At 66.2% G+C, this 20,613-nt stretch carries 13 protein-coding genes and 1 rRNA gene; 12 read left to right on the top strand and 2 right to left on the bottom strand.

Going from position 1 to position 20,613, the window contains the following annotated elements; genetic code table 11:
- The first annotated feature begins 252 nt into the window (after window positions 1-252).
- From ACYQ1Z_RS09535 to ACYQ1Z_RS09500, 8 genes are all read left to right on the top strand, one after another.
- Window positions 253-735 carry a CarD family transcriptional regulator gene (locus tag ACYQ1Z_RS09535; RefSeq protein ID WP_009357288.1) on the top strand — a complete coding sequence of 161 codons (483 nt, stop codon included), beginning with the start codon at window positions 253-255 and terminating at the stop codon, window positions 733-735.
- A 131-nt stretch (window positions 736-866) separates the two neighbouring features.
- On the top strand, window positions 867-1,649 hold the full coding sequence (ispD, locus tag ACYQ1Z_RS09530) for a 2-C-methyl-D-erythritol 4-phosphate cytidylyltransferase (RefSeq protein WP_459792276.1): 783 nt from the start codon (window positions 867-869) through the stop codon (window positions 1,647-1,649).
- A gap of 17 nt (window positions 1,650-1,666) precedes the next feature.
- The gene (gene ispF / locus ACYQ1Z_RS09525) at window positions 1,667-2,167 is read left to right on the top strand and encodes a 2-C-methyl-D-erythritol 2,4-cyclodiphosphate synthase (RefSeq protein ID WP_459792339.1); all 501 of its coding nucleotides are present in this window, start codon (window positions 1,667-1,669) and stop codon (window positions 2,165-2,167) included.
- A 9-nt stretch (window positions 2,168-2,176) separates the two neighbouring features.
- Window positions 2,177-3,643 carry a cysteine--tRNA ligase gene (cysS, locus tag ACYQ1Z_RS09520; protein ID WP_459792275.1) on the top strand — a complete coding sequence of 489 codons (1,467 nt, stop codon included), beginning with the start codon at window positions 2,177-2,179 and terminating at the stop codon, window positions 3,641-3,643.
- Between the two features lie 115 nt (window positions 3,644-3,758).
- Window positions 3,759-4,748 (top strand): 23S rRNA (guanosine(2251)-2'-O)-methyltransferase RlmB, encoded by a 990-nt coding sequence (gene rlmB, locus ACYQ1Z_RS09515; protein WP_459792274.1) that lies wholly within the window; start codon window positions 3,759-3,761, stop codon window positions 4,746-4,748.
- 80 nt (window positions 4,749-4,828) lie between these two features.
- The gene (gene glgX / locus ACYQ1Z_RS09510) at window positions 4,829-6,955 is read left to right on the top strand and encodes a glycogen debranching protein GlgX (RefSeq protein ID WP_459792273.1); all 2,127 of its coding nucleotides are present in this window, start codon (window positions 4,829-4,831) and stop codon (window positions 6,953-6,955) included.
- Window positions 6,956-6,967: 12 nt separating this feature from the next.
- On the top strand, window positions 6,968-7,477 hold the full coding sequence (locus tag ACYQ1Z_RS09505) for a guanyl-specific ribonuclease (RefSeq protein ID WP_459792272.1): 510 nt from the start codon (window positions 6,968-6,970) through the stop codon (window positions 7,475-7,477).
- A 7-nt stretch (window positions 7,478-7,484) separates the two neighbouring features.
- The gene (locus ACYQ1Z_RS09500) at window positions 7,485-7,841 is read left to right on the top strand and encodes a barstar family protein (RefSeq protein ID WP_459792271.1); all 357 of its coding nucleotides are present in this window, start codon (window positions 7,485-7,487) and stop codon (window positions 7,839-7,841) included.
- A 9-nt stretch (window positions 7,842-7,850) separates the two neighbouring features.
- Here ACYQ1Z_RS09500 and ACYQ1Z_RS09495 read toward each other — a convergent pair whose 3' ends face one another.
- Together ACYQ1Z_RS09495 and glgP are read right to left on the bottom strand one after the other, a co-directional pair.
- Window positions 7,851-9,635: a thiamine pyrophosphate-requiring protein gene (locus tag ACYQ1Z_RS09495; protein ID WP_459792270.1), complete on the bottom strand. Its 1,785-nt coding sequence runs from the start codon at window positions 9,633-9,635 to the stop codon at window positions 7,851-7,853.
- 60 nt (window positions 9,636-9,695) lie between these two features.
- Window positions 9,696-12,314: an alpha-glucan family phosphorylase gene (gene glgP, locus ACYQ1Z_RS09490; protein WP_459792269.1), complete on the bottom strand. Its 2,619-nt coding sequence runs from the start codon at window positions 12,312-12,314 to the stop codon at window positions 9,696-9,698.
- Window positions 12,315-12,466: 152 nt separating this feature from the next.
- On the opposite strand from glgP, the gene ACYQ1Z_RS09485 reads away from it, so the two are divergent.
- The 4 genes from ACYQ1Z_RS09485 to ACYQ1Z_RS09470 all read left to right on the top strand — a co-directional run.
- On the top strand, window positions 12,467-14,548 hold the full coding sequence (locus tag ACYQ1Z_RS09485) for an alpha-1,4-glucan--maltose-1-phosphate maltosyltransferase (RefSeq protein WP_459792268.1): 2,082 nt from the start codon (window positions 12,467-12,469) through the stop codon (window positions 14,546-14,548).
- Window positions 14,545-16,341, top strand: a complete 1,797-nt coding sequence (gene treS / locus ACYQ1Z_RS09480; RefSeq protein WP_459792267.1) for a maltose alpha-D-glucosyltransferase — start codon at window positions 14,545-14,547, stop codon at window positions 16,339-16,341. Before ACYQ1Z_RS09485 ends, treS begins: the two co-directional genes overlap by 4 nt.
- A 1-nt stretch (window position 16,342) precedes the next feature.
- Entirely contained in the window at window positions 16,343-20,095 is a 3,753-nt protein-coding gene (locus tag ACYQ1Z_RS09475) for a 1,4-alpha-glucan branching enzyme (protein ID WP_459792266.1), read from the top strand.
- 456 nt (window positions 20,096-20,551) lie between these two features.
- Window positions 20,552-20,613: ribosomal RNA gene (locus ACYQ1Z_RS09470) — 16S ribosomal RNA — on the top strand; the annotation flags it as partial.

Genomic DNA, 20,613 nt, shown 5'->3' with positions numbered 1-20,613 from the left:
TACTCCTCGAGAAGTCTTGAAACTTTTTTTCAGCCATAGCCTATCCGCAAAGCCCCCGAAACGAGGATTCGGACCCGTCACATCGGCCTTGGCAGCACCCGGGGGATGCACTATTATCCGCATCCGTCAAGGGGTCCAAGGGGGTCGATTTGGCCTATTTTCCGCGTATTTTCGCGGTTCCGGGCCTCTCCGGCGGCCGGTCATATGCCTACATCGTGATAAACTGGTCTGCGGGAAAGGGGAAATGTCCACATGGTATTTGAGGTCGGCGAGACAGTAGTTTACCCTCACCACGGTGCTGCGAAGATTGAAGAAATCAAGATGCGCACCATCAAGGGCGAAGAGAAAATGTATCTCAAGCTCAAGGTGGCTCAGGGTGATCTGACCATTGAAGTTCCAGCAGAAAACGTTGACCTTGTTGGGGTCCGGGACGTAGTGGGCAAGGATGGCCTGGAGCACGTGTTTGATGTGCTTCGCGCCGAGTTCACCGAAGAGCCCACCAACTGGTCACGCAGGTACAAGGCAAATCTGGAGAAGCTTGCTTCCGGTGACGTCATCAAGGTAGCAGAGGTCGTCCGCGACCTGTGGCGCCGCGATCACGACCGGGGCCTTTCCGCAGGCGAGAAGCGAATGCTGGCCAAGGCCCGGCAGATTCTGATTTCAGAACTGGCGCTGGCTGAGAAGACCGACGAAGAGAAGGCGGCAAGCGTTCTCGACGAGGTCCTGGCTTCCTAAGAATTAAGCCCCGGCGGCACGCAAGTGCCGCCGGGGTTTCTTTTTGCCTGGATGCTGCAGCAGCTTGCGCCTCCGCGATCCGGCGCGGCCCTGCCGGGCACGGCGGCCCGGCGGGACGTAGGCTAGTCCGCATGAGCGAAACAGCTAAGCGACTGGTCACCGCGGTGATCCTGGTGGCCGCAGGCTCGGGGCAGCGCCTTGGTTACGGTATGCCCAAAGCCGCCGTGCCGCTGGGTGGAGAACCCATCCTGATGCATGCCCTGCGGGGCATTGTCGCGTCCGGAATCGCCAGCCAGGTGTGCATAGCCCTGCCCGCCGGCGACGACGGCCTGCGCCGCCTGTGCGAGGACTTCCGGGAAGAGCTGGCCGACGGCGGCCCGTTGCTGACCGTCGTGGACGGCGGCGCCACCCGTGCCGATTCGGTCCGGGCCGGCCTCGCAGCGCTGATGGAGGGCACCGAAGCGGTGCTGGTCCACGATGCTGCGCGCGCCCTGACGCCGGACTCCGTCTTCCACCGCGTCGTTGACGCACTGGCTGCCGGGGCTGAAGCGGTGATCCCGGCCATCGCCGTAGTGGACACGGTGAAGACGGTCGAGGCTGCCCCGGGCGGAGATGGTGCGCTGGCGCCGGAGATCGTTACGGGTACCGCGGCGCGCGAAAACCTCCGCGCCGTGCAGACACCTCAAGGATTCCGCTTCGCGACGTTGCAGCGGGCCCATGAGGCAGCCGGTTCACTGGATGAGAGACAGGCCGCGGCCGTCACCGACGACGCCATGCTGGTGGAAATGGCCGGGACGCCCGTGTACGTGGTCCGTGGTTCCAGCCAGTCCCTGAAGATCACTACCCCGCTTGACCTGATCCTGGCCGAAGGCCTTCTTGAAGGTCCCTTGGGTGCCAGGTGGGTGGAAGGCTAGGAATGGTTGAACAGAACATGCTGATACCCCGCACCGGCATCGGGCTGGACGTGCATGCCTACGCCGCCGCTGATGCTCCGCGCCCGCTGTGGCTGGGCGGGCTGTTGTGGCCGGGGGAGCGGGGCCTGGCAGGCCACTCCGACGGGGACCCCGTGGCCCACGCCGCCGCCGATGCACTGTTTTCCGCCGCCGGCATCGGGGACCTGGGCACCCATTTCGGCACGGACCGGCCGGAGTTCGCGGGTGCATCAGGGGTGACGCTCCTGGCTGAAGCTGCACGTATTGTCCGGGCAGCCGGTTTCGAGATCGGCAACATCGCGGTCCAGTTCGTGGCCACCCGGCCGAAATTCGGGCCGCGGCGCGAGGAAGCACAGCAGGTCCTCAGCGACGCCGCCGACGCTCCGGTGAGCGTCACCGCCACCACCAGCGACGGCTTGGGATTCACCGGGCGCGGCGAGGGGATCTCCGCCGTCGCCACCGCCCTGGTTTACCCGCGGCCCTCCACCGGCATCGGCTAATCTGGAGCGGTGACCCTGCGCTTCTATGACACTGCCTCCGCCGAAGTACGCGACTTCGTCCCCCTCGTCGAAGGAAAAGCGAGCCTGTACTACTGCGGGGCAACCGTCCAGGGCATGCCCCACGTGGGCCACATCCGGTCGGCGATTGCCTTTGACCAGCTGACCCGCTGGCTGGCCTACCGCGGATACAGGGTCACCGTGGTCCGCAACGTCACGGACATCGATGACAAGATCCTGGCCAAGTCCGAGGCGTCCTTTGCCGCGGATTTCAGGCCGGAACCGGGGGAAGTGCCGCAGGAGGAATGGTGGGCCCTCGCTTACCGCTACGAGCAGGAATTCCTCAAGGCCTACGACACCCTCGGGGTCTCCCGGCCCACCTACGAACCCCGTGCCACCGGCCACATCCCGGAGATGCATGCCCTGATCCAGCAGCTCATCGACCGCGGCCACGCCTATCCTGCACTGGACGGTTCCGGCGACGTGTACTTCGATGTCCGCTCCTGGAGCAAGTACGGCAGCCTGACCCGGCAGAACATTGACGACATGCAGGCCGCAGCCGACGCTGACCCGCGGGGGAAGAAGGACCCGCGCGACTTCGCCCTCTGGAAGGGCTCCAAGGCAGGCGAACCCGCCACCGCCAGCTGGGCTTCGCCCTGGGGTGCGGGCCGGCCGGGCTGGCATCTGGAATGCTCGGCAATGGTCACCAAGTACCTGGGCACCGAGTTCGACTTCCACGGCGGCGGGCTGGACCTCCGGTTCCCGCACCACGAGAACGAAATGGCGCAGTCGCAGGCGGCAGGACACCCCTTCGCCAGCTTCTGGATGCACAACGGCATGGTGACTTACGAGGGCGAAAAGATGTCCAAGTCCATCGGGAACACCATCAGCCCGGCGGAAATGCTGGAACTGGCAACGCCCCGGGTGGTGCGCTACTACCTCGGCCAGGCCCACTACCGCTCCGTGCTGGACTACCGGCCCACGTCGCTCCGGGAGGCCACGGCCGCCGTCGAACGCATCGACGGGTTCCTGGCCAAAGCCGCCGCCCGGTTTGGAACAGACTTCGGCTTTGTCTCCGGGCGCTACGGCTCCTCTCCGGATACCTTGGCGGCGTTCTCCGAGGCCATGGATGACGACCTGAACGTGCCCCGTGCCCTGGCCGCTCTCCACGAGACTGTCCGGGCGGGCAACACAGCCCTCGCTGACGGCGACGACGATGCTGCCCGGCTCGCCATGTCCCTGGTGATCCTCATGACGGAAGTGCTTGGCCTCAACGCCGTCGCGGGCTCGGAAGCCGCCAGCACCCGTGAATCGGAGGCGCTGGCTGTCCTGGTCGAAGCGCAGCTGGCGGCCCGCGCCACCGCCCGTGCCAGCAAGGACTGGGCCGCGTCCGATGCCATCCGGGACACCCTGAACCAGGCCGGGGTCCTGGTGGAGGACGGCCCGGACGGCGCCACCTGGAGCCTGAAGCGGGACTAGCCGTCGCGCCGGACCCGTCAAGGGCCGTGCGCCGGGAACCTCCCGGTCCGCCGATTTTTTGCCGGTTAGTAGACTGGTACGCAGATTCAGTCAACACAATCAAGGGTGGAACATCATGGCCAACAATGGTCGCCGGTCGGTTAAAGCGAAGAAGGGCCCAACCGTCGGAACCGGCGGCCACGGCCGCAAGGCCCTTGAGGGCAAGGGACCCACGCCCAAGGCAGAGGACCGCGTTTACCACAAGGCGCACAAAGCAAAGCAGCTCGCAGAGCGGTCCGCCGCGAAGCGCAACGCCGGCGCCCGCAGCGCCGGGGCAGGCAAGTCCGGCCCCAAGGGACGGGCAACAGAAGAAGTGGTCACCGGCCGCAACTCCGTGGTCGAAGCCCTCCGCGCCGGGATCCCCGCCAAAGCTCTCCATGTCGCCATCCGCATCGAGATGGACGACCGGGTCAAGGAATCCCTGAAGCTGGCGGCCGAGCGCGGCATCCCGCTGCTGGAAACCGGCAAGCCCGAACTGGACCGGATGACCGACGACGCCGTCCACCAGGGCCTGGTCCTGCAGATCCCGCCGTACGATTACGCGGATGCCTACGAGCTGGCCGAAGAAACCGTGGACAAGTGGAAGAAGGGGCACATCGGCAACGCGCCGCTGTTCGTCGCCCTGGACGGCATCACCGATCCGCGGAACCTGGGCGCCATCATCCGGTCCGTGTCCGCCTTCAGCGGCCACGGCGTCGTGGTGCCGGAACGCCGCTCCGTGGGCGTCACCGCCTCGGCCTGGAAGACGAGTGCCGGCGCGGCGGTCCGCGTACCCGTGGCACGCGCCTCCAACCTCAACAGCGCACTCAAGCAGTTCAAGAACATGGGCATCTTTGTCCTGGGCCTGGACGGTGACGGCGACGTCTCGCTGCCGGACCTGACCCTCGCTACAGAGCCGGTCTGCATTGTTGTGGGTTCCGAAGGCAAGGGACTGAGCCGGCTGGTCCGGGAAAACTGCGACCAGATCGTGTCCATCCCCATCGATTCCGCGATGGAGTCCCTGAACGCATCCATGGCGGTAGGCATCTCGCTGTACGAGGTGTCACGGCAGCGGGCCGCCAAGTAGGCAAGGACTGACGCACCCAGGTTGCGGCAGGCCGCAGTGTCCGCGCAGGTGACAAGCTGGTGGCGGCTACTATTTAGGTGATGGTCATGCCGCTCTTTGACACCGACTCCACCATGGACGCCTCCACGGCAGCTCCACTCGGTGTCAGCGTTCCGCGCGCTGATTCAGGCGGCCTGCGGCACCTGGCCGGGCGCCGGGCCAACGTGGCCTGCTTCGCCCCGGGCGTGCAAAACCTCGAAATTGCGTACATTGCCCCGGGCGGGGACTGGCGCGTCCAGGCGCTGCCCAACGTCACCAATGGTGTGCACCACGGCATCGTGGAGGACCTTCCTTTCGGGTCGCGGTACGGGTTCCGGCCCGCGGCAGCGGAGCAGTCGCTCCCGGTGGCAGTGCCCACCAGCGACGTCGGCAGCAGCGAAGGCGAGGCCGACGGCGGGCAGCCGCTGCTGCTGGACCCGTACGGCCGCGCCGTTGACCAGCGGGACGGCCTGCTCACCAGCGTGCGCGTGGCCCCCGGTTTCGACTGGGGCAGCGACAAACGGCTGCGGCTGCCGTGGCGCGACAGCATCATCTATGAAGCCCACGTCCGGGGACAGACCAAGCTGCACCCGGATGTGCCGCCGGAGCTGCGTGGCACCTATGCGGGCATGGCACACCCGGCCGTCATCGAACACCTCCAAGGGCTGGGCATCACAGCTGTCCAGTTGTTGCCGGTGCACTTCCACCTGGACGAGCCACACCTGCAGGACCTGGGGCTGACCAACTACTGGGGCTACAACACCGCGGCCTTCTTCGCTCCGCACCCCGCGTACGCCACCCGCGCCGCACGGGAAGCCGGGCCGCAGGCGGTGCAGGACGAGTTCAAGGACATGGTCAAGCAGCTGCACGCCGCCGGGCTGGAAGTCATCCTGGATGTCGTCTACAACCACACCGCCGAGGGCGGCCCCGACGGGCAGACCGTAAGCTTCCGCGGGCTGGGCGAGAACACTTACTACCGCACTGACGGGCACGGCAGGTATGTGGACACCACCGGCTGCGGCAACAGCCTCAATTTCGCTGAACCGCGCGTCATCCAGCTGGTGCTGGATTCCCTCCGGTACTGGGTGGACGAATTCCACATCGACGGCTTCCGGTTCGACCTTGCCGTTACCCTTTGCCGCAACGCCGCCAACGACTTCGACCCGCGGCACCCCTTCCTGGTGGCCATCGCCGCAGACCCCCTCCTGTCCGACGTGAAACTCATCGCCGAACCGTGGGACGTCGGATACGGCGGCTGGCAGACCGGGCGCTTCCCCAAGGGCTGGGTCGACTGGAACGACCACTTCCGCGACGCGCTCCGTTCCTTTTGGCTGGGCGACCGGGCAGCCCTCGACAACGGCGGCCAGGGCGGCTCGGTAGCCAAACTGGCGGATTCGCTGTCCGGTTCCGCCGCCCTCTTCCAGGCCTCCGGCCGTTCCCGGCTGGCCTCCGTCAACTACATCACCGCCCACGACGGCTTCACCCTGAACGACCTTGTCTCCTACGACCGGAAACACAACGAGGCCAACGGTGAACAAAACCGGGACGGCCACGGTGACAACCGCAGCTACAACCACGGCGTGGAAGGCTCCACCGAGAACGGCGGCATCCTGGCCAAACGCGCCCAGTCGCGCCGCAACATGATGGCCTCGCTCCTGATCTCCCTTGGCATCCCCATGATCACCGCCGGGGACGAACTGGCCCGGACTCAGCAGGGCAACAACAACGCCTACTGCCAGGACAACGCCCTCACCTGGGTGGACTGGACCCGGACACAGGAATCGCATGAGATGCTGCGCAGCACCAAACGGTACATCCGCCTGCGCAAGGAATTCCTGGCAGCCCAGCCCCACGATTTCCCGGTGCGCGACGAACAGTCCTACCTCTACTGGTTCGACCAGGACGGCCACCCGATGTCCACGGAACGCTGGAACGACCCACGGCACCGTGTAGTGCAGCTCCTGCTCGGCTCCGACAACGGCGGCCTGGCCGGGCTCATAGTGGTGAACGGGGGAACTTCGGACATCCAGATCACGCTGCCGCGCGTTCCCGCGACAGGAACGTCCCGCCGGAAATTCGAGCTGCGCCTGACCACCTCGCCGCTGCACGAGCTGCGGCAGGGCCTGGTTGTGGCCTCCGGCGAAACGGACCTGGTGGAAGGCAACTCGATCAGCATCTACCGGATCTAAGGCAGGGGCACAGTGCGGAACCGCTCCACCCTTTCCCTGCTGCTCGGCGCGCTGGTGGTGCTGGCCCTGGTGTTCTTTGGCGGGCCTGGCCTGCTGGGCAGGCCGACGGAAACCACGACGCCGGCGCCGGCTTCCAGCGCGCCGCCGCTCCCGGGGCCAAACGCCCAGGCCACGCCCGGGACAGCGCCCGCCGGCACGGATCCGGCCAGGCCCGTTGAAGCAGTGGAAAACCCGTCCGGGCTGCCGTCCATCCCGGAGTCCAGCCTTCCCGCCGAAGGGCGCCGGGTACTTGCGCTGATCCGGGCCGGCGGACCTTTCCAGTACAGCCAGGACGACCAGGCCTTCGGCAACTTTGAACGCATCCTGCCGCGGCGGGACAGAGGGTACTACCGCGAGTACACGGTGCCCACTCCGGGGGAGCGGGACCGGGGAGCCCGCAGGATCGTGGCCGGTGACGGCGGCGAAAAGTACTACACCGATGACCATTACGAATCGTTCAGGTTCATAGCGGAAGGCAGCTAGCACCACCATGAAGATCTACTCCGGCGACACCTGGACCCTGGAGGAACTGCAGGAACAGGTGGCCGACGCCGGCCGGCGATGCCTTGTGATCCCGCCCGCGGACAGTAAACGGGACGTCCTGGAAACCTTCGGCGAAGTCCTCAGCTTTCCCGAGCACTACGGGGTCAACCTTGATGCCCTGAACGACTCGCTCCACGACTTCGCGGACGCCATCAGCGACGGGGGCAACCCCCCGGTCACCGTGCTGTGGCAGGTCGCGGCCCCGTTCCGCGGCGACCGGTCCTTCGCTGTCATCTGCGAAATCCTTCAGGATGCCGAACGGTATGCGGGCAAGGACCTGGCGGTCACCGCCATCCTGTTTTAGCCGCCGCGGTTATCCTCCAGGACGCTCCTCCTGCGAGACGTATGTGTCCAGAAGGGCACGTGCGTGGCCGTCGTCCTCTGCGGCCAGGCCCTTGCGCATGGTCCGGGCCTTCTCCTTCCCGGCAGGGAACGGGGGCAGGAGGGGGATCTCCGGGTCCGTCAGCACCTCGATCACCACAGGGCGGTCCGCTGCGAACGCCTGGTCCCAGGCCTCGCCCAGGAGGTCCGGATCCTCAACGCGGATGCCGCCGAGGCCCAGCAGTTCGGCGTAGCCGGCAAACGGGAAGTCGGGCAGTTCCTGGCTGGCTGCGAACCGAGGTTCACCCTCGGACTCGCGCTGCTCCCAGGTGACTTCCGTCAGCTCCCGGTTGTTGAAGACGCAGATGACGAACCGCGGGTCCTCCCACTGCCGCCAGCGGTGCGCCACCGTGGCCAGTTCCGCCACCCCCGCCATCTGCATGGCGCCGTCCCCGGCCAGGGCCACCAGGGGCCGGTCCGGGTGCGCGAGCTTGGCGGCAATGCCGTAGGGAATGGAGCAGCCCATGCTGGCCAGGGTTCCGGAAAGATGCGCCGGGACGCCCGGGGGCAGCACCAGCTGGCGGGCATACCAGTACACGCAGCTTCCGACGTCGACGCTCACCTGGGCGTTGTCCGGCAGCCGGCCGTTGAGCTCCCGGACAACGCGCTCCGGGTTGACGGGCTCGGCGGGCACGGCGGCACGGTCGGCGGCGAGGATCCGCGAGCGGCTCACTTCGTGTTCGACGGCGGAGCGCCACTCCCTGCGCTGCCTGTGCTCAAGCCTGCGGTCCAGTGCGGCGAGGGCGGAGGCGGCGTCACCGGCCAGGCCCACCTCCACGGGGTAGCGGTTGCCGATCTTCTTTTCGTCAATGTCGATCTGGACGGCCCGCGCCGCACCGGGCGGCGGATAGAACTCGGTCCAGGGGTCGTTGGAGCCCACGATCAGGAGGGCGTCGCAGTTGCCCAGCAGGTGGGCACTGGCGGTGCTGCCCAGGTGGCCCATGGTCCCGACGGCAAAGGGCAGCGTCTCGTCCACATAGGGCTTTCCCAGCAGGCTCGTGGCAATACCGGCACCGAGCTTTTCCGCCACGGCCACCACTTCCGCGAAGGCGTTCCGTGCGCCCTGCCCAACCAGCAGGGCGACCTTTTCAGCGGAATTCAGGAGGGCGGCGGCTGCCTCCAGGTCGTCCTCCCGCGGCGTTTTGGCGGCCGCGCTCCACGAGGGTGCGGTCACCACGATGCCATGTTCCTGCTCCAGCTTCGGCGCCGGCTCCGACTGGATATCATGCGGAACGATCACCACGCACGGCGAGGAGGTGGCTTTGGCGGTGCGGAACGCCCGGTCCAGGACCATCGGCACCTGCTCCGGGGCGCTGACCAGTTGCACGAACTGGGAGGCGACGTCCTTGAAAAGCGCGCCCAGGTCGATCTCCTGCATATAGGCGGAGCCGAGCACGGTCCGGCTCTGCTGCCCGACGATCGCCACCACCGGCACGCCGTCGAGCTTGGCGTCGTACAGGCCGTTGAGGAGATGGACCGCCCCGGGGCCCTGCGTGGAGGTCACCACCCCCACGCCGCCGGTGTACTTGGCGTGGCCCACGGCCATGAACGCCGCGGTTTCCTCGTGCCGGGCCTGCACGAACTCAACGCGTCCGCCGGCCCGCCGGAGCGCCCCCATAAAACCGTTGATCCCGTCGCCGCTGTAGCCGAAGACCCGGTTCACGCCCCACGCGGTGAGCCGGTCCACGATCACGTCGGAGACTGTGCGTTCGGTCATGGGGTCCTCCTGCGTACGGTTTGGCTGCCTGCCAGGACCCTTACCCGCGGAACCCTGGGCCTAAGCGTTGACGATCAGGCCCAGTTCCGCCTTGGAGGCCAGGGCCTCGTGCCGGGGCAGGACACGGACCGTGTAGCCGAACGGCCCGGACCTGTCGATGACCAGCGAACCGCTGAACAGGTGCCGTCCGCTGCCCAGGTCCTCCTTCACCTGCAGTTCCATCAGCGTGATGTCCGCCAGCGTGTCGTTTTCCTCGGCCCGGCCGTAGGCCACCTCCACGAAGACGTCCTCCGGGGTGAGGCTGTTCAGGGCCACATAGGCGTTTACCTGCAGGGTGTCGCCGATCTGCGGGTCCTCGGACACGCCCACCGAGTCGACGTGCTCCACGTGGACCTGCGGCCAGGCGGCGCGGACCTTCGCGGACCACGAGGCCAGCGAGCGGGCCTGGGAGTACGAGTGTGCGATGGCGTTGCGTCCGGCCTCCGCGGCCGGGCGGTAGAGCATGTTCACGTAGTCCCGGAGCATGCGCTCAGCGGAAACCGCCGGGCCCAGGTGGGCCAGGGTGTGCTTGATCATGGACACCCAGTGCGTTGGCACCTTCTCGGCAGCCGACGTCGAAGGCCCTGCCGCGCCCGCGGCTTCCGAGACCGTGCTGCCGTAGAACCGCGGCGCCACCTGGGTTTCGAGGAGCTCGTACAGGGCGGCGGCTTCGATGTCGTCACGTTCCTCCGGGGAGGCGCCGTTGTTGGCAGTGGGAATGGCCCAGCCGTTCTCGCCGTCGTACATTTCATCCCACCAGCCGTCCAGGACGGACAGGTTCAGGGACCCGTTCAGTGCCGCCTTCATGCCGGACGTGCCGCAGGCCTCCAGCGGACGCAGCGGATTGTTGAGCCAGACGTCGCAGCCGGGGAACAGGGTCCGCGCCATCGCGATGTCGTAGTTGGGCAGGAAGGCGATCCGGTGCCGGACCTCGGGATCGTCGGTGAACCGGACCAGGTCCTGGATCATCTTCTTGCCGGCGTCGTCCGCCGGGTGGGACTTGCCGGCGATGACCAGCTGGATGGGATGGTCCTTGTGCAGCAGGAGTGCCTTGAGCCGCTCCGGTTCGCGCAGCATGAGGGTCAGCCGCTTGTAGGTGGGGACGCGCCGGGCGAAACCGATGGTCAGGACGTCAGGGTCCAGGACGTTGTCCGTCCAGCCCAGTTCGGCGTCAGCGGCGCCGCGCTTCTTCCAGGCGGCACGCAGCCGGCGCCGGACATCGTCCACCAGCGCGGACCGCATCTCCCGGCGCAATGCCCAGACGTCGGCGTCGCTGACGTTGTACGCCAGGTCCCATTTACCCAGCGCTTCGGCCTCGCTGCCGAACTGGTCACGGGCCAGCTTGGCGATCCGGCTGTCCACCCAGGTGGGGACGTGCACGCCGTTGGTGACCGAGGTGATCGGTACCTCCGAATGGTCAAAGCCCGGCCACAGGGCGGAGAACATGCCCCGGGACACCTCGCCGTGGAGTTTCGCCACGCCGTTCGCGCGCTGTGCCAGGCGCAGGCCCATCACCGCCATGTTGAACACCGCGGGGTTGCCGTCGGCATAGTTCTCGCGGCCCAGTTCCAGGATGCGGTCCACCGGCACGGCCGGAGCCAGGCCAGCCTGGAAGAAATGGCTGATCTGGCTGATCTCGAAGCGGTCGATGCCAGCCGGGACGGGGGTGTGCGTGGTGAAGACGGTGGACGCCCTCCCGGCTGCCAGCGCCTCGTCGAAGGTCAGGGCCTGGTCACCGCTCATGAGTTCCTGGATACGTTCGATGCCCAGGAATCCTGCGTGGCCTTCGTTGGTGTGGAACACCTCAGGTGCGGGCGCACCGGTGAGCTGCTGGTAGGCGCGCAGCGCCTTCACGCCGCCCATGCCCAGCAGCAGTTCCTGCTGCAGCCGGTGATCGCCGCCCCCGCCATACAAACGGTCGGTGATGCTGCGGGCCGCGTCATCGTTGCCGGGCACGTTGGAGTCAAGGAGCAGCAGGGGCACGCGTCCGACGTCGGCACGCCAGATGTGCGCCAGCAGGCGCCGGCCGTTGGGCAGCGGCAGGGTGATCTGCAGGGGCTTCCCGTTCCCGTCCCGCGAGGGCTCGCGGAGCAGCGTCAGGGGCAAGCCGTCCGGATCGAGGACGGGGTAGGTTTCCTGCTGCCAGGCGTCGCGGGAGAGGGACTGCTTGAAGTAGCCGGCCTGGTAGAGCAGGCCGACACCCACCAGGGGGACACCCAGGTCAGAGGCGGCCTTCAGGTGGTCGCCGGCCAGGATGCCCAGGCCGCCGGAGTACTGGGGGAGGACTTCGGTGATGCCGAACTCGGGGGAGAAGTACGCGATGGATTCCGGCGCGTCCGGGCCCAGGCCCTGGTACCAGCGCGGCTCTTCGAGGTACCGGTCGAGGTCCTCCTCGGCGGCGCGAACACGCTCGACCACCGACCGGTCGGCGGCCAGCTGCTGGAGTTCCTCCCGGCTGACCATGCCCAGGAAACTGACCGGGTCCTGCTCGCTTTCCTCCCAGATGCGAGGGTTGAGGCCAGCGAACAACTCCCGGGTGGGGCGGTGCCAGGACCAGCGCAAATTGCTTGCCAGCCGCGCCAGCGGCCGGATGGGCTCAGGGAGGACTGTACGGACCGTAAACCTGCGGATTGCCTTCACCTGCGTCACACTAACGGACAACATGGGCAGCCGGAACCAGCTTTGGGTTTCTTTTGGGTAAATGACAAGGGCGTGTCCGGAATGAGGCGCGGCGCAACGAAATTAGTGAGCATCCTTAGCAATCTTCGCCATTTATCGCTAACGTCGAGCCTGTGACGACTAACTCAGGAACCAGTGCCGTAACAGAAGAAAAGCCAAAGGGACTCATCACCGGGGGGCTGCGGTTCGGACGTTTTCCGATCACTGCCGTGCAGCCCGTCGTCGAGGGTGGAAAGTTCCCTGCCAAGGCCCTGCCGGGCGAAGCGATCGTTGTGGGTGCCACCTGCTTCCGGGAAGGCCACGACCAGCTTGGCGTCAGCGCCGTCCTCCTGGACCCGTCCGGCGCCGAGCGGCAGCGCGTGCGGCTTGCCCCGCCGCGGGGGGAACGCGGAATGGGGACGGACCGCTGGGAAGGCATCCTCACGCCGTCGGAAACCGGAGACTGGTCCTTCGTCATCGAAGCCTGGCACGACCGCTACGGCACGTGGCACCACAACGCCGAGGTGAAGATCGCCGCCGGCATCGACGTCGAACTGATGCTCGCCGAAGGCGCGGCACTGCTGTACGAAGCGTCCGGCGAAGACTTCCGGAGTGACTGGGACAAGGGTGTCCTGAGGGGAGCCGCCGACAGGATGGCCGACGCATCCCTCAGCACCGAGGACCGGCTGGCAGCCGGGTTCGGCTCCGACGTTGCCGGCGTGGTGGCGCACCAGCCCATCCGGGAACTGGTGACCGTCTCTGAAAAGTTCCCGCTGAAGGTTGAGCGTGACCGTGCCGGCCGCGGCTCCTGGTATGAGTTCTTTCCCCGGTCCGAAGGCGCGGTCAAGGACCACGCCACCGGCGCCTGGACCTCCGGCAATTTCCGCACCGCCGCCAAACGGCTGGACGCTGTCGCCGCCATGGGCTTTGACGTCCTCTACATGCCGCCCATCCATCCGATCGGCGTCCAGCACCGCAAGGGCCCGAACAACACGCTCGTGGCCGGTCCCAACGATCCCGGTTCGCCGTGGGCCATCGGCGCTGCCGAAGGCGGCCACGACGCGATCCACCCCGACCTCGGCACCTTCGAGGACTTCGACGCATTCGTGGCCCGGGCCAACGAACTGGGCCTCGAAGTCGCACTGGACCTGGCACTGCAGGCCGCCCCGGACCACCCATGGGTGACCGAGCATCCCGAATGGTTCACCACCCGGGTTGACGGCAGTATTGCCTACGCGGAAAACCCGCCAAAGAAGTACCAGGACATTTATCCGCTGAATTTCGATAATGACCCTGAAGGCCTTTCGAATGAAATTCTGCGGATTGTCCTGCTCTGGGTGAGCCATGGCGTAAAGATTTTCCGCGTGGATAACCCGCACACCAAGCCGGTGTGGTTCTGGGAATGGCTCATTGCCGAGGTTGAAAAAGCGGTCCCGGGCGTCGTGTTCCTGGCCGAGGCCTTTACCCGTCCCGCCATGATGCATGCACTGGGCAGGGCCGGCTTCCAGCAGTCCTACACCTACTTCACGTGGCGGAACACCAAGAAGGAGATCGAGGACTACTTCCAGGAAGTCAGCCACGAGTCGGCGGCGTTCTTCCGGCCCAACTTCTTCGTCAACACCCCGGACATCCTCACCCCGTACCTCCAGTTCGGCGGCCCCGCGGCCTTCCGGATCCGGGCTGTCCTGGCCGCCACGGCCAGCCCACTGTGGGGCGTCTATGCCGGGTACGAACTGTACGAGCACGTGGCCCGGCCCGGTGCTGAGGAGTACATCGACAACGAGAAGTTCGAGTACAAGGCCCGCGACTGGGATGCCGCCGGGCAGTCCGGCCGAACCCTCGCGCCGTTCATCACCAGGCTCAACCACCTGCGGCGCGACCACCCCGCACTCATGGACCTGCAGAACCTGACGGTCCACCAGAGCACGGATGACGCCACGGTGGTCTACTCCAAGCACAAGACGCTGCCTGACGGGTCCAAGGACACCCTCATCGTGGTCGTCAACGTGGATCCGCATGCCACCCGGGAATGCACCGTCACCCTGGACCTCGCTGCGCTGGAACTAGACCCGCAGGACCTGACCGGGGGCGGCGGCTTTTTCGTGGACGACCTCATCTCCGGGGAAAGCTGGGAGTGGGGCGAGTACAACTATGTACGCCTGGACCCGCATGTTGAGCCCGCGCACATCCTGAGCGTCAGGAGAGCGCATCAGTGAGTTTCAATCCGCAAAGTTCCGGCCAGCACTTCACGCCGAAGAGCACGTTTGAGCTCAATGCGCCGGGCCTGCAGCACGATCCGCTGTGGTACCGCAAGGCAGTGTTCTACGAGGTGCTGGTCAGGGCTTTTGCGGACGCCAACGGCGATGGGTCCGGAGACTTCTCCGGCCTCATCGACCGGTTGGACTACCTGCAGTGGCTGGGGGTGGACTGCCTGTGGCTGCCGCCGTTCTTCCAGTCCCCGCTCCGTGATGGCGGTTACGACATCTCGGACTACAACTCCGTCCTGGACGAGTTCGGCACGATCAGCGACTTCAAGCGGCTGGTGGCTGAGGCGCACGCCCGCGGGGTGCGCGTGATCATCGACCTCCCGCTGAACCACACCTCGGACCAGCACCCGTGGTTCCAGGAATCACGCAAGGACCCTGAGGGGCCGTTCGGCGACTTCTACGTCTGGAGCGATACCGACGAAAAGTACCAGGACGCCCGCATCATCTTCGTGGACACGGAAGAGTCGAACTGGACATTCGACCCCATCCGCCGGCAGTTCTTCTGGCACCGGTTTTTCAGCCACCAGCCGGACCTGAACTTCGAAAACCCCAAAGTGGTCGACGCGCTTTTCGACGTGGTGCGGTTCTGGCTGGACCAGGGCATCGACGGGTTCCGGGCGGACGCCATCCCCTACCTCTACGAGGAAGAGGGAACCAACTGCGAAAACCTTCCCGCCACCCATGAGTTCCTGAGGAAGCTGCGGTCGATGGTGGACGAAAGCTACCCCGGCCGCGTGATCATCGCCGAGGCCAACCAGCCCCCCACGGAAGTGGTGGAGTACTTCGGCACCGAGGAGGAACCCGAATGCCACATGGCATTCCATTTCCCGATCATGCCGCGGCTGTACTACGCGCTCCGGGACCAGAAGGCCGCCCCGATCATCGAGACCATGAAGGACACCCCGGACATTCCTGAGGGCGCCCAATGGGGGACCTTCCTCCGCAACCATGACGAGCTGACCCTGGAAATGGTCACCGCGGACGAGCGTGCAGCGATGCTGGGCTGGTACGCCCCGGACCCCAGGATGCGCGCCAATATCGGCATCCGGCGCCGGCTTGCCCCGCTGCTGGACAATTCAAGGGCCGAGATCGAGCTGATCAACGCCCTGCTCCTGTCCCTGCCCGGCAGCCCGTTCCTGTATTACGGGGACGAAATCGGGATGGGGGACAACATCTGGCTTGAGGACCGCGACGCCGTCCGCACCCCCATGCAATGGAACCCGGACCGGAATGCCGGCTTTTCGCACGCTGACCCCGGCAAGCTTTACCTGCCCCCCATCCAGTCACTGGTCTACAACTACAGCATGGCCAACGTGGAGGCCGAGGCCGCGCACTCGGGCTCCCTGCTGCGCTGGACCAGGCAGATCCTGAGCGTGCGGAAGAACCATCCCGCGTTTGGACTTGGCCGGTTCAAGCACGTACTTGCCGACCACGACGCCGTGCTCGCCTACCTCCGGGAACTTCCGGCCGGCAATCCCGCGGGACTGGATGGGGAAACCATCCTGTGCGCTTTCAACCTTTCGCAGCACCCGGTCGCGGCCCGCCTGCGGGTTCCCGAGTATGCCGGGCGCGGGCTGCGAGATGTCTTCGGGGGGCAGGTGTTCCCCGAGATCAATGACGACGGCACGCTGACGCTGACCTTGGGCAGCCACGATTTCTTTTGGCTGCGCGTCCGGTCTGCGGCTTCCAATCCGTCGTCGCCCCACACCCAGGCCATGCCCATCCTGTCGATAGAGGAGTGACATGAACCAGCCCATCCTCACCCCCGCCCTGACCGCGCTGCTGCAGGAATGGCTGCCGAGGCAGCGCTGGTTTCCGGTCAAGTCGCCCGACTTCGAGATGTCCCAGGCAGGCAGCCTGGGCCTCGACGACCCGGCGCGGCACGCCGCCCTGTCCGTGTTCCTGCTCAACATCACCACGCATAACGCCGACGGCGGCCGGCGGACCGCCGTGGTGCAGGTCCCGTTGAGTTTCCGGCCGGCACCCGCCGCAGACATGGAGCGCGCCCTGGTGGGCCAGGCGGCGGGGACCGACCCGTCCCGGCCCTGGGTCTACGACGCCGTGCACGATCCCGACTTCGTGGCCGGCTGGCTGGACATGATCCGGCAGGAAAGCAAGGCAGCCAGCGGGACGGCCACGGGTTTCAAGGTGCCCGGCCGCTACCGCCTTCCCACCGCCCGGGGAGTTGTGAAGGTTCTCTCCGGAGAGCAATCCAACAGCTCCGTGATAGTGGACGACGGCGAATCCGCCGCGATCGTGAAGTTCTTCCGCGTGCTGTCCGAGGGGACCAACCCGGAAATCGAAGTGGGCTCCGCGCTGACGTCCGCCGGGACCGCCGAAGTGCCGGCCACGCTGGGCTGGGTCCGGGGGGAATGGCTGGCGCAGGGCAGGTCCGCCGCTGACCACAACGGTACCCGCCACGCCCAGGGCGAGCTGGCCGTGGTGCACGAATTCCTGGCCGGCGGGCGTGACGCCTGGCGCCTGGCGGTGGACGCGGCCCGCTCCGGAACGGATTTCACGGCGGAAGCGCGTGCCCTCGGCGCCGCCACGGCCACAGTCCACAACCGCCTTGCAGCAGCTTTGGGGCAGTCAACCGAAAGCGAACCCGGCAAGGTGATCGGCCCGGCAGTAGCCCAGCGGGTCCGCCAGGCCTGGACGGAAGCCGGTCCCGCCGTCGGGCCTTACGACAAGGCGCTCGATGCGCTGCTGGACGGACTCGACGGCCTGCCCGCCGGCCCGCTGCAACGGATCCACGGCGACCTGCACCTGGGCCAGATCCTGCAGGTCCCGGCCCACGACGGGCAGCCTGACCGTTGGGCCATCCTCGACTTCGAGGGCGAGCCCCTGCGCCCCATCGCCGAACGGAACGTTCCCGACGTCCCGCTGCGTGACGTCGTCGGCATGCTCCGGTCCTTCGACTACGCCGCCGGAGCCGCCCAGCGCGAGCAGGAAGGCGCCCAGGTGCCCGACTCCTGGGTCGAGGACTGCACGGAAGCGTTCCTCGCCGGGTACGCTGCCGTCACGCCGGGCACCGTGGACCGGAATGCACCCTTGTTTGTGGCATTGTGGCTGGACAAGGCACTGTACGAAGTAGTTTATGAAATGCGTAACAGGCCCGACTGGCTGGCGATCCCGGTGAACGCCTCCAGGCGGCTCCTGAGCGGTAACAGCGCCGGCGACCAGGCCGGGGCAGCATCGGAAGGTAACGAAATGACAGGCTCAGCACGAACTGACCGCCCGGGGGTGCCTCTGCAGGTGGATTCCGGCACACTGGGCAAGATCGCCAACGGTGAACACCACGCACCGCACTCCGTCCTGGGCGCGCACCTGGACGACTACGGCCACGTCACCGTCCGCACCGTGAAGCACCTCGCGGAATCGGTCACCGTCATCACCGCCGCGGGCGAAGTCGCCATGGAACACGAGGCGCACGGAGTATGGGTCGCCGTCCTGGAACCCCTTGAGCGCGGGCACGTGCCGGACTACCGGCTGTCCGTCACGTACCCCGGTGCGAAGCCGGTGACGGTGGATGATCCGTACCGCTACCTGCCCACCGTCGGTGAGGTGGACCTGCACCTGATCAGCGAAGGCCGGCACGAAAAGCTGTGGAAGGTGCTGGGTGCGCATGTCCAGCATTACAAGTCCTCGCTTGGCGACGTCGACGGCGTTTCCTTCGCCGTCTGGGCCCCGAACGCCCAGGCCGTCCGCGTCAAGGGCGACTTCAACGCCTGGGACGGACGTGAGAACTCGCTCCGCTCCCTGGGGTCGTCCGGCATCTGGGAAATCTTCATTCCAGGGGTTGTAGCAGGGGCGTGCTACAAATTTGAGATCCGCACCAGGTCCGGCCACTGGGTGGAGAAGGCCGACCCCCTTGCCTTCGGCACCGAGGTCCCGCCGTTGACGGCCTCCAAAGTCGTGGAACCGTCCTACGCGTTCAAGGACGACGAATGGATGGAAGCCCGCGCCAAGCGGGACCCGCACAACTCGGCGATGAGCGTCTACGAGGTGCACCTCGGGTCCTGGAAGCTGGGCCTGGGCTACCGGGAACTCGCCAAGGAACTCGTGGAGTACGTCAAGTGGCTGGGCTTCACCCATGTCGAGTTCATGCCGGTTGCCGAGCACCCGTTCGGCGGGTCCTGGGGCTACCAGGTCACGTCCTACTTTGCGCCCACCTCACGCTTCGGCCATCCGGACGAGTTCCGGTACCTGGTTGACACGCTGCACCAGGCTGGCATCGGTGTGCTGCTGGACTGGGTACCCGCGCACTTCCCGAAGGACCACTGGGCGCTGGCCCGCTTCGACGGCGAGCCGCTCTACGAGCACGCCGACCCCAACCTCGGCGAGCACCCGGACTGGGGAACGCTGATCTTCGACTTCGGCCGGACAGAGGTCCGCAACTTCCTGGTGGCCAACGCTTTGTACTGGCTCGATGAGTTCCACATCGACGGGCTCCGCGTGGACGCCGTGGCCTCCATGCTCTACCTGGACTACTCCCGCCAGGACGGTCAGTGGCAGCCCAACCGGTTCGGCGGCCGGGAAAACCTGGAAGCCATCTCCTTCCTGCAGGAAGCCAACGCCACGGTGTACAAGACCCACCCGGGCGCAGTGATGATCGCGGAAGAATCCACGGCGTTCCCCGGGGTCACGGCACCCACCAGCCACGGCGGCCTGGGCTTCGGCCTCAAGTGGAACATGGGCTGGATGCACGACTCCCTGAAATACGCTTCCGAGGATCCGGTCAACCGCAAGTGGCACCACGGCACCGTCACGTTCTCCATGGTTTACGCCTTCACCGAGAACTTCCTGCTGCCCATCAGCCATGACGAGGTTGTGCACGGCAAGGGCTCGATGCTGCGCAAGATGCCGGGCGACCGGTGGCAGCAGCTCGCCAACCTGCGTGCGTTCCTCGCCTACCAGTGGGCACACCCCGGCAAGCAGCTGATCTTCATGGGCACCGAGTTCGGCCAGGAAGCTGAATGGTCTGAACAGCACGGACTGGACTGGTGGTTGGCTGACATCCCCGCCCACAAGGGCCTGCAGCTGCTCACCAAGGACCTCAACGAGTTGTACAAGTCCACACCGGCCCTGTATACCCGGGACAACGAGCCCGGCGGGTTCCAGTGGATTAACGGGGGCGACGCTGACCGGAACGTCCTGTCCTTCATCCGCTGGGACCTCGACGGCAACCCACTGGTGTGCGCGATCAACTTCTCGGGCGCACCGCACGTTGGCTACACACTGGGTGTGCCGGCCGCGGGGGAGTGGACCGAAGTGCTGAACACGGACCACACCACCTATGGCGGCTCCGGAGTCCTGAATGACGGTGTGCTCGAGGCCAAGGACCAGGGACAGGACGGCCAGCCCGCAACGCTGACCGTCACCCTGCCCCCGCTCGGCGCTTCGTACTTCAAACCGGGACCGGCCAAGTCCTCGGGTGCACCGGCAGTTGTCGAATCCCGGGCTGGGAAGCCAAAGGGCACGGGGACCACTGCCTGACCCCGCAGAAGGACTGCACCGGAAGGCCCGGAATCCGCAGGATTCCGGGCTTTTCTGCGCCTGGAACGGACAGGCAGAGGCTGCGTCGGGTGCCGGGTTGGCCTTCCGGAGCAAGTGGTGGTAGAGTTTATTTCCGCGCTGATCCAGTGAATCAGGCGGAAACCGACCAACCAAGCTTCAAGCTGATGAAGGTCGCGGACGCCGGTTTGACAAGAACTGGGACAGCGGGTAGGTTTGAAAAGTTGCTCCGGAGCGATCCTGAACGTTGGTTTGGGTGGTGCCGGGTGTGTCTGTTGTTTGAGAACTCAATAGTGTGCCATGTTTGTTGATACCAATTGTTTTATTGGTTGAATTTGCCAGGCTGTGCCGCCCCTGTGGTGTGGTTTGGTGTTTTTAGCTGGTTTCAAATTTGCAGCTGTGGTGGGTGTTATTTCCATCTGCCTGGTTGTTTCGTTTTCAACGGAGAGTTTGATCCTGGCTCAGGATGAACGCTGGCGGCGTGCTTAACACATGCAAGT

It is taken from the genome of Arthrobacter sp. AD-310 (genome assembly GCF_054656615.1).
This window is presented reverse-complemented; position numbering and strand designations above follow the sequence as displayed.

Bases quoted from the DNA above. Each gene is read 5' to 3' on its own strand.
- ispF (WP_459792339.1), top strand. From the start codon at position 1,667: ATGCTGATACCCCGCACCGGCATCGGGCTGGACGTGCATGCCTACGCC.
- glgX (WP_459792273.1), top strand. From the start codon at position 4,829: ATGGTCATGCCGCTCTTTGACACCGACTCCACCATGGACGCCTCCACG.
- ACYQ1Z_RS09475 (WP_459792266.1), top strand. From the start codon at position 16,343: ATGAACCAGCCCATCCTCACCCCCGCCCTGACCGCGCTGCTGCAGGAA.
- ACYQ1Z_RS09495 (WP_459792270.1), bottom strand. From the start codon at position 9,635: ATGACCGAACGCACAGTCTCCGACGTGATCGTGGACCGGCTCACCGCG.
- rlmB (WP_459792274.1), top strand. From the start codon at position 3,759: ATGGCCAACAATGGTCGCCGGTCGGTTAAAGCGAAGAAGGGCCCAACC.
- ACYQ1Z_RS09500 (WP_459792271.1), top strand. From the start codon at position 7,485: ATGAAGATCTACTCCGGCGACACCTGGACCCTGGAGGAACTGCAGGAA.
- ACYQ1Z_RS09535 (WP_009357288.1), top strand. From the start codon at position 253: ATGGTATTTGAGGTCGGCGAGACAGTAGTTTACCCTCACCACGGTGCT.
- ispD (WP_459792276.1), top strand. From the start codon at position 867: ATGAGCGAAACAGCTAAGCGACTGGTCACCGCGGTGATCCTGGTGGCC.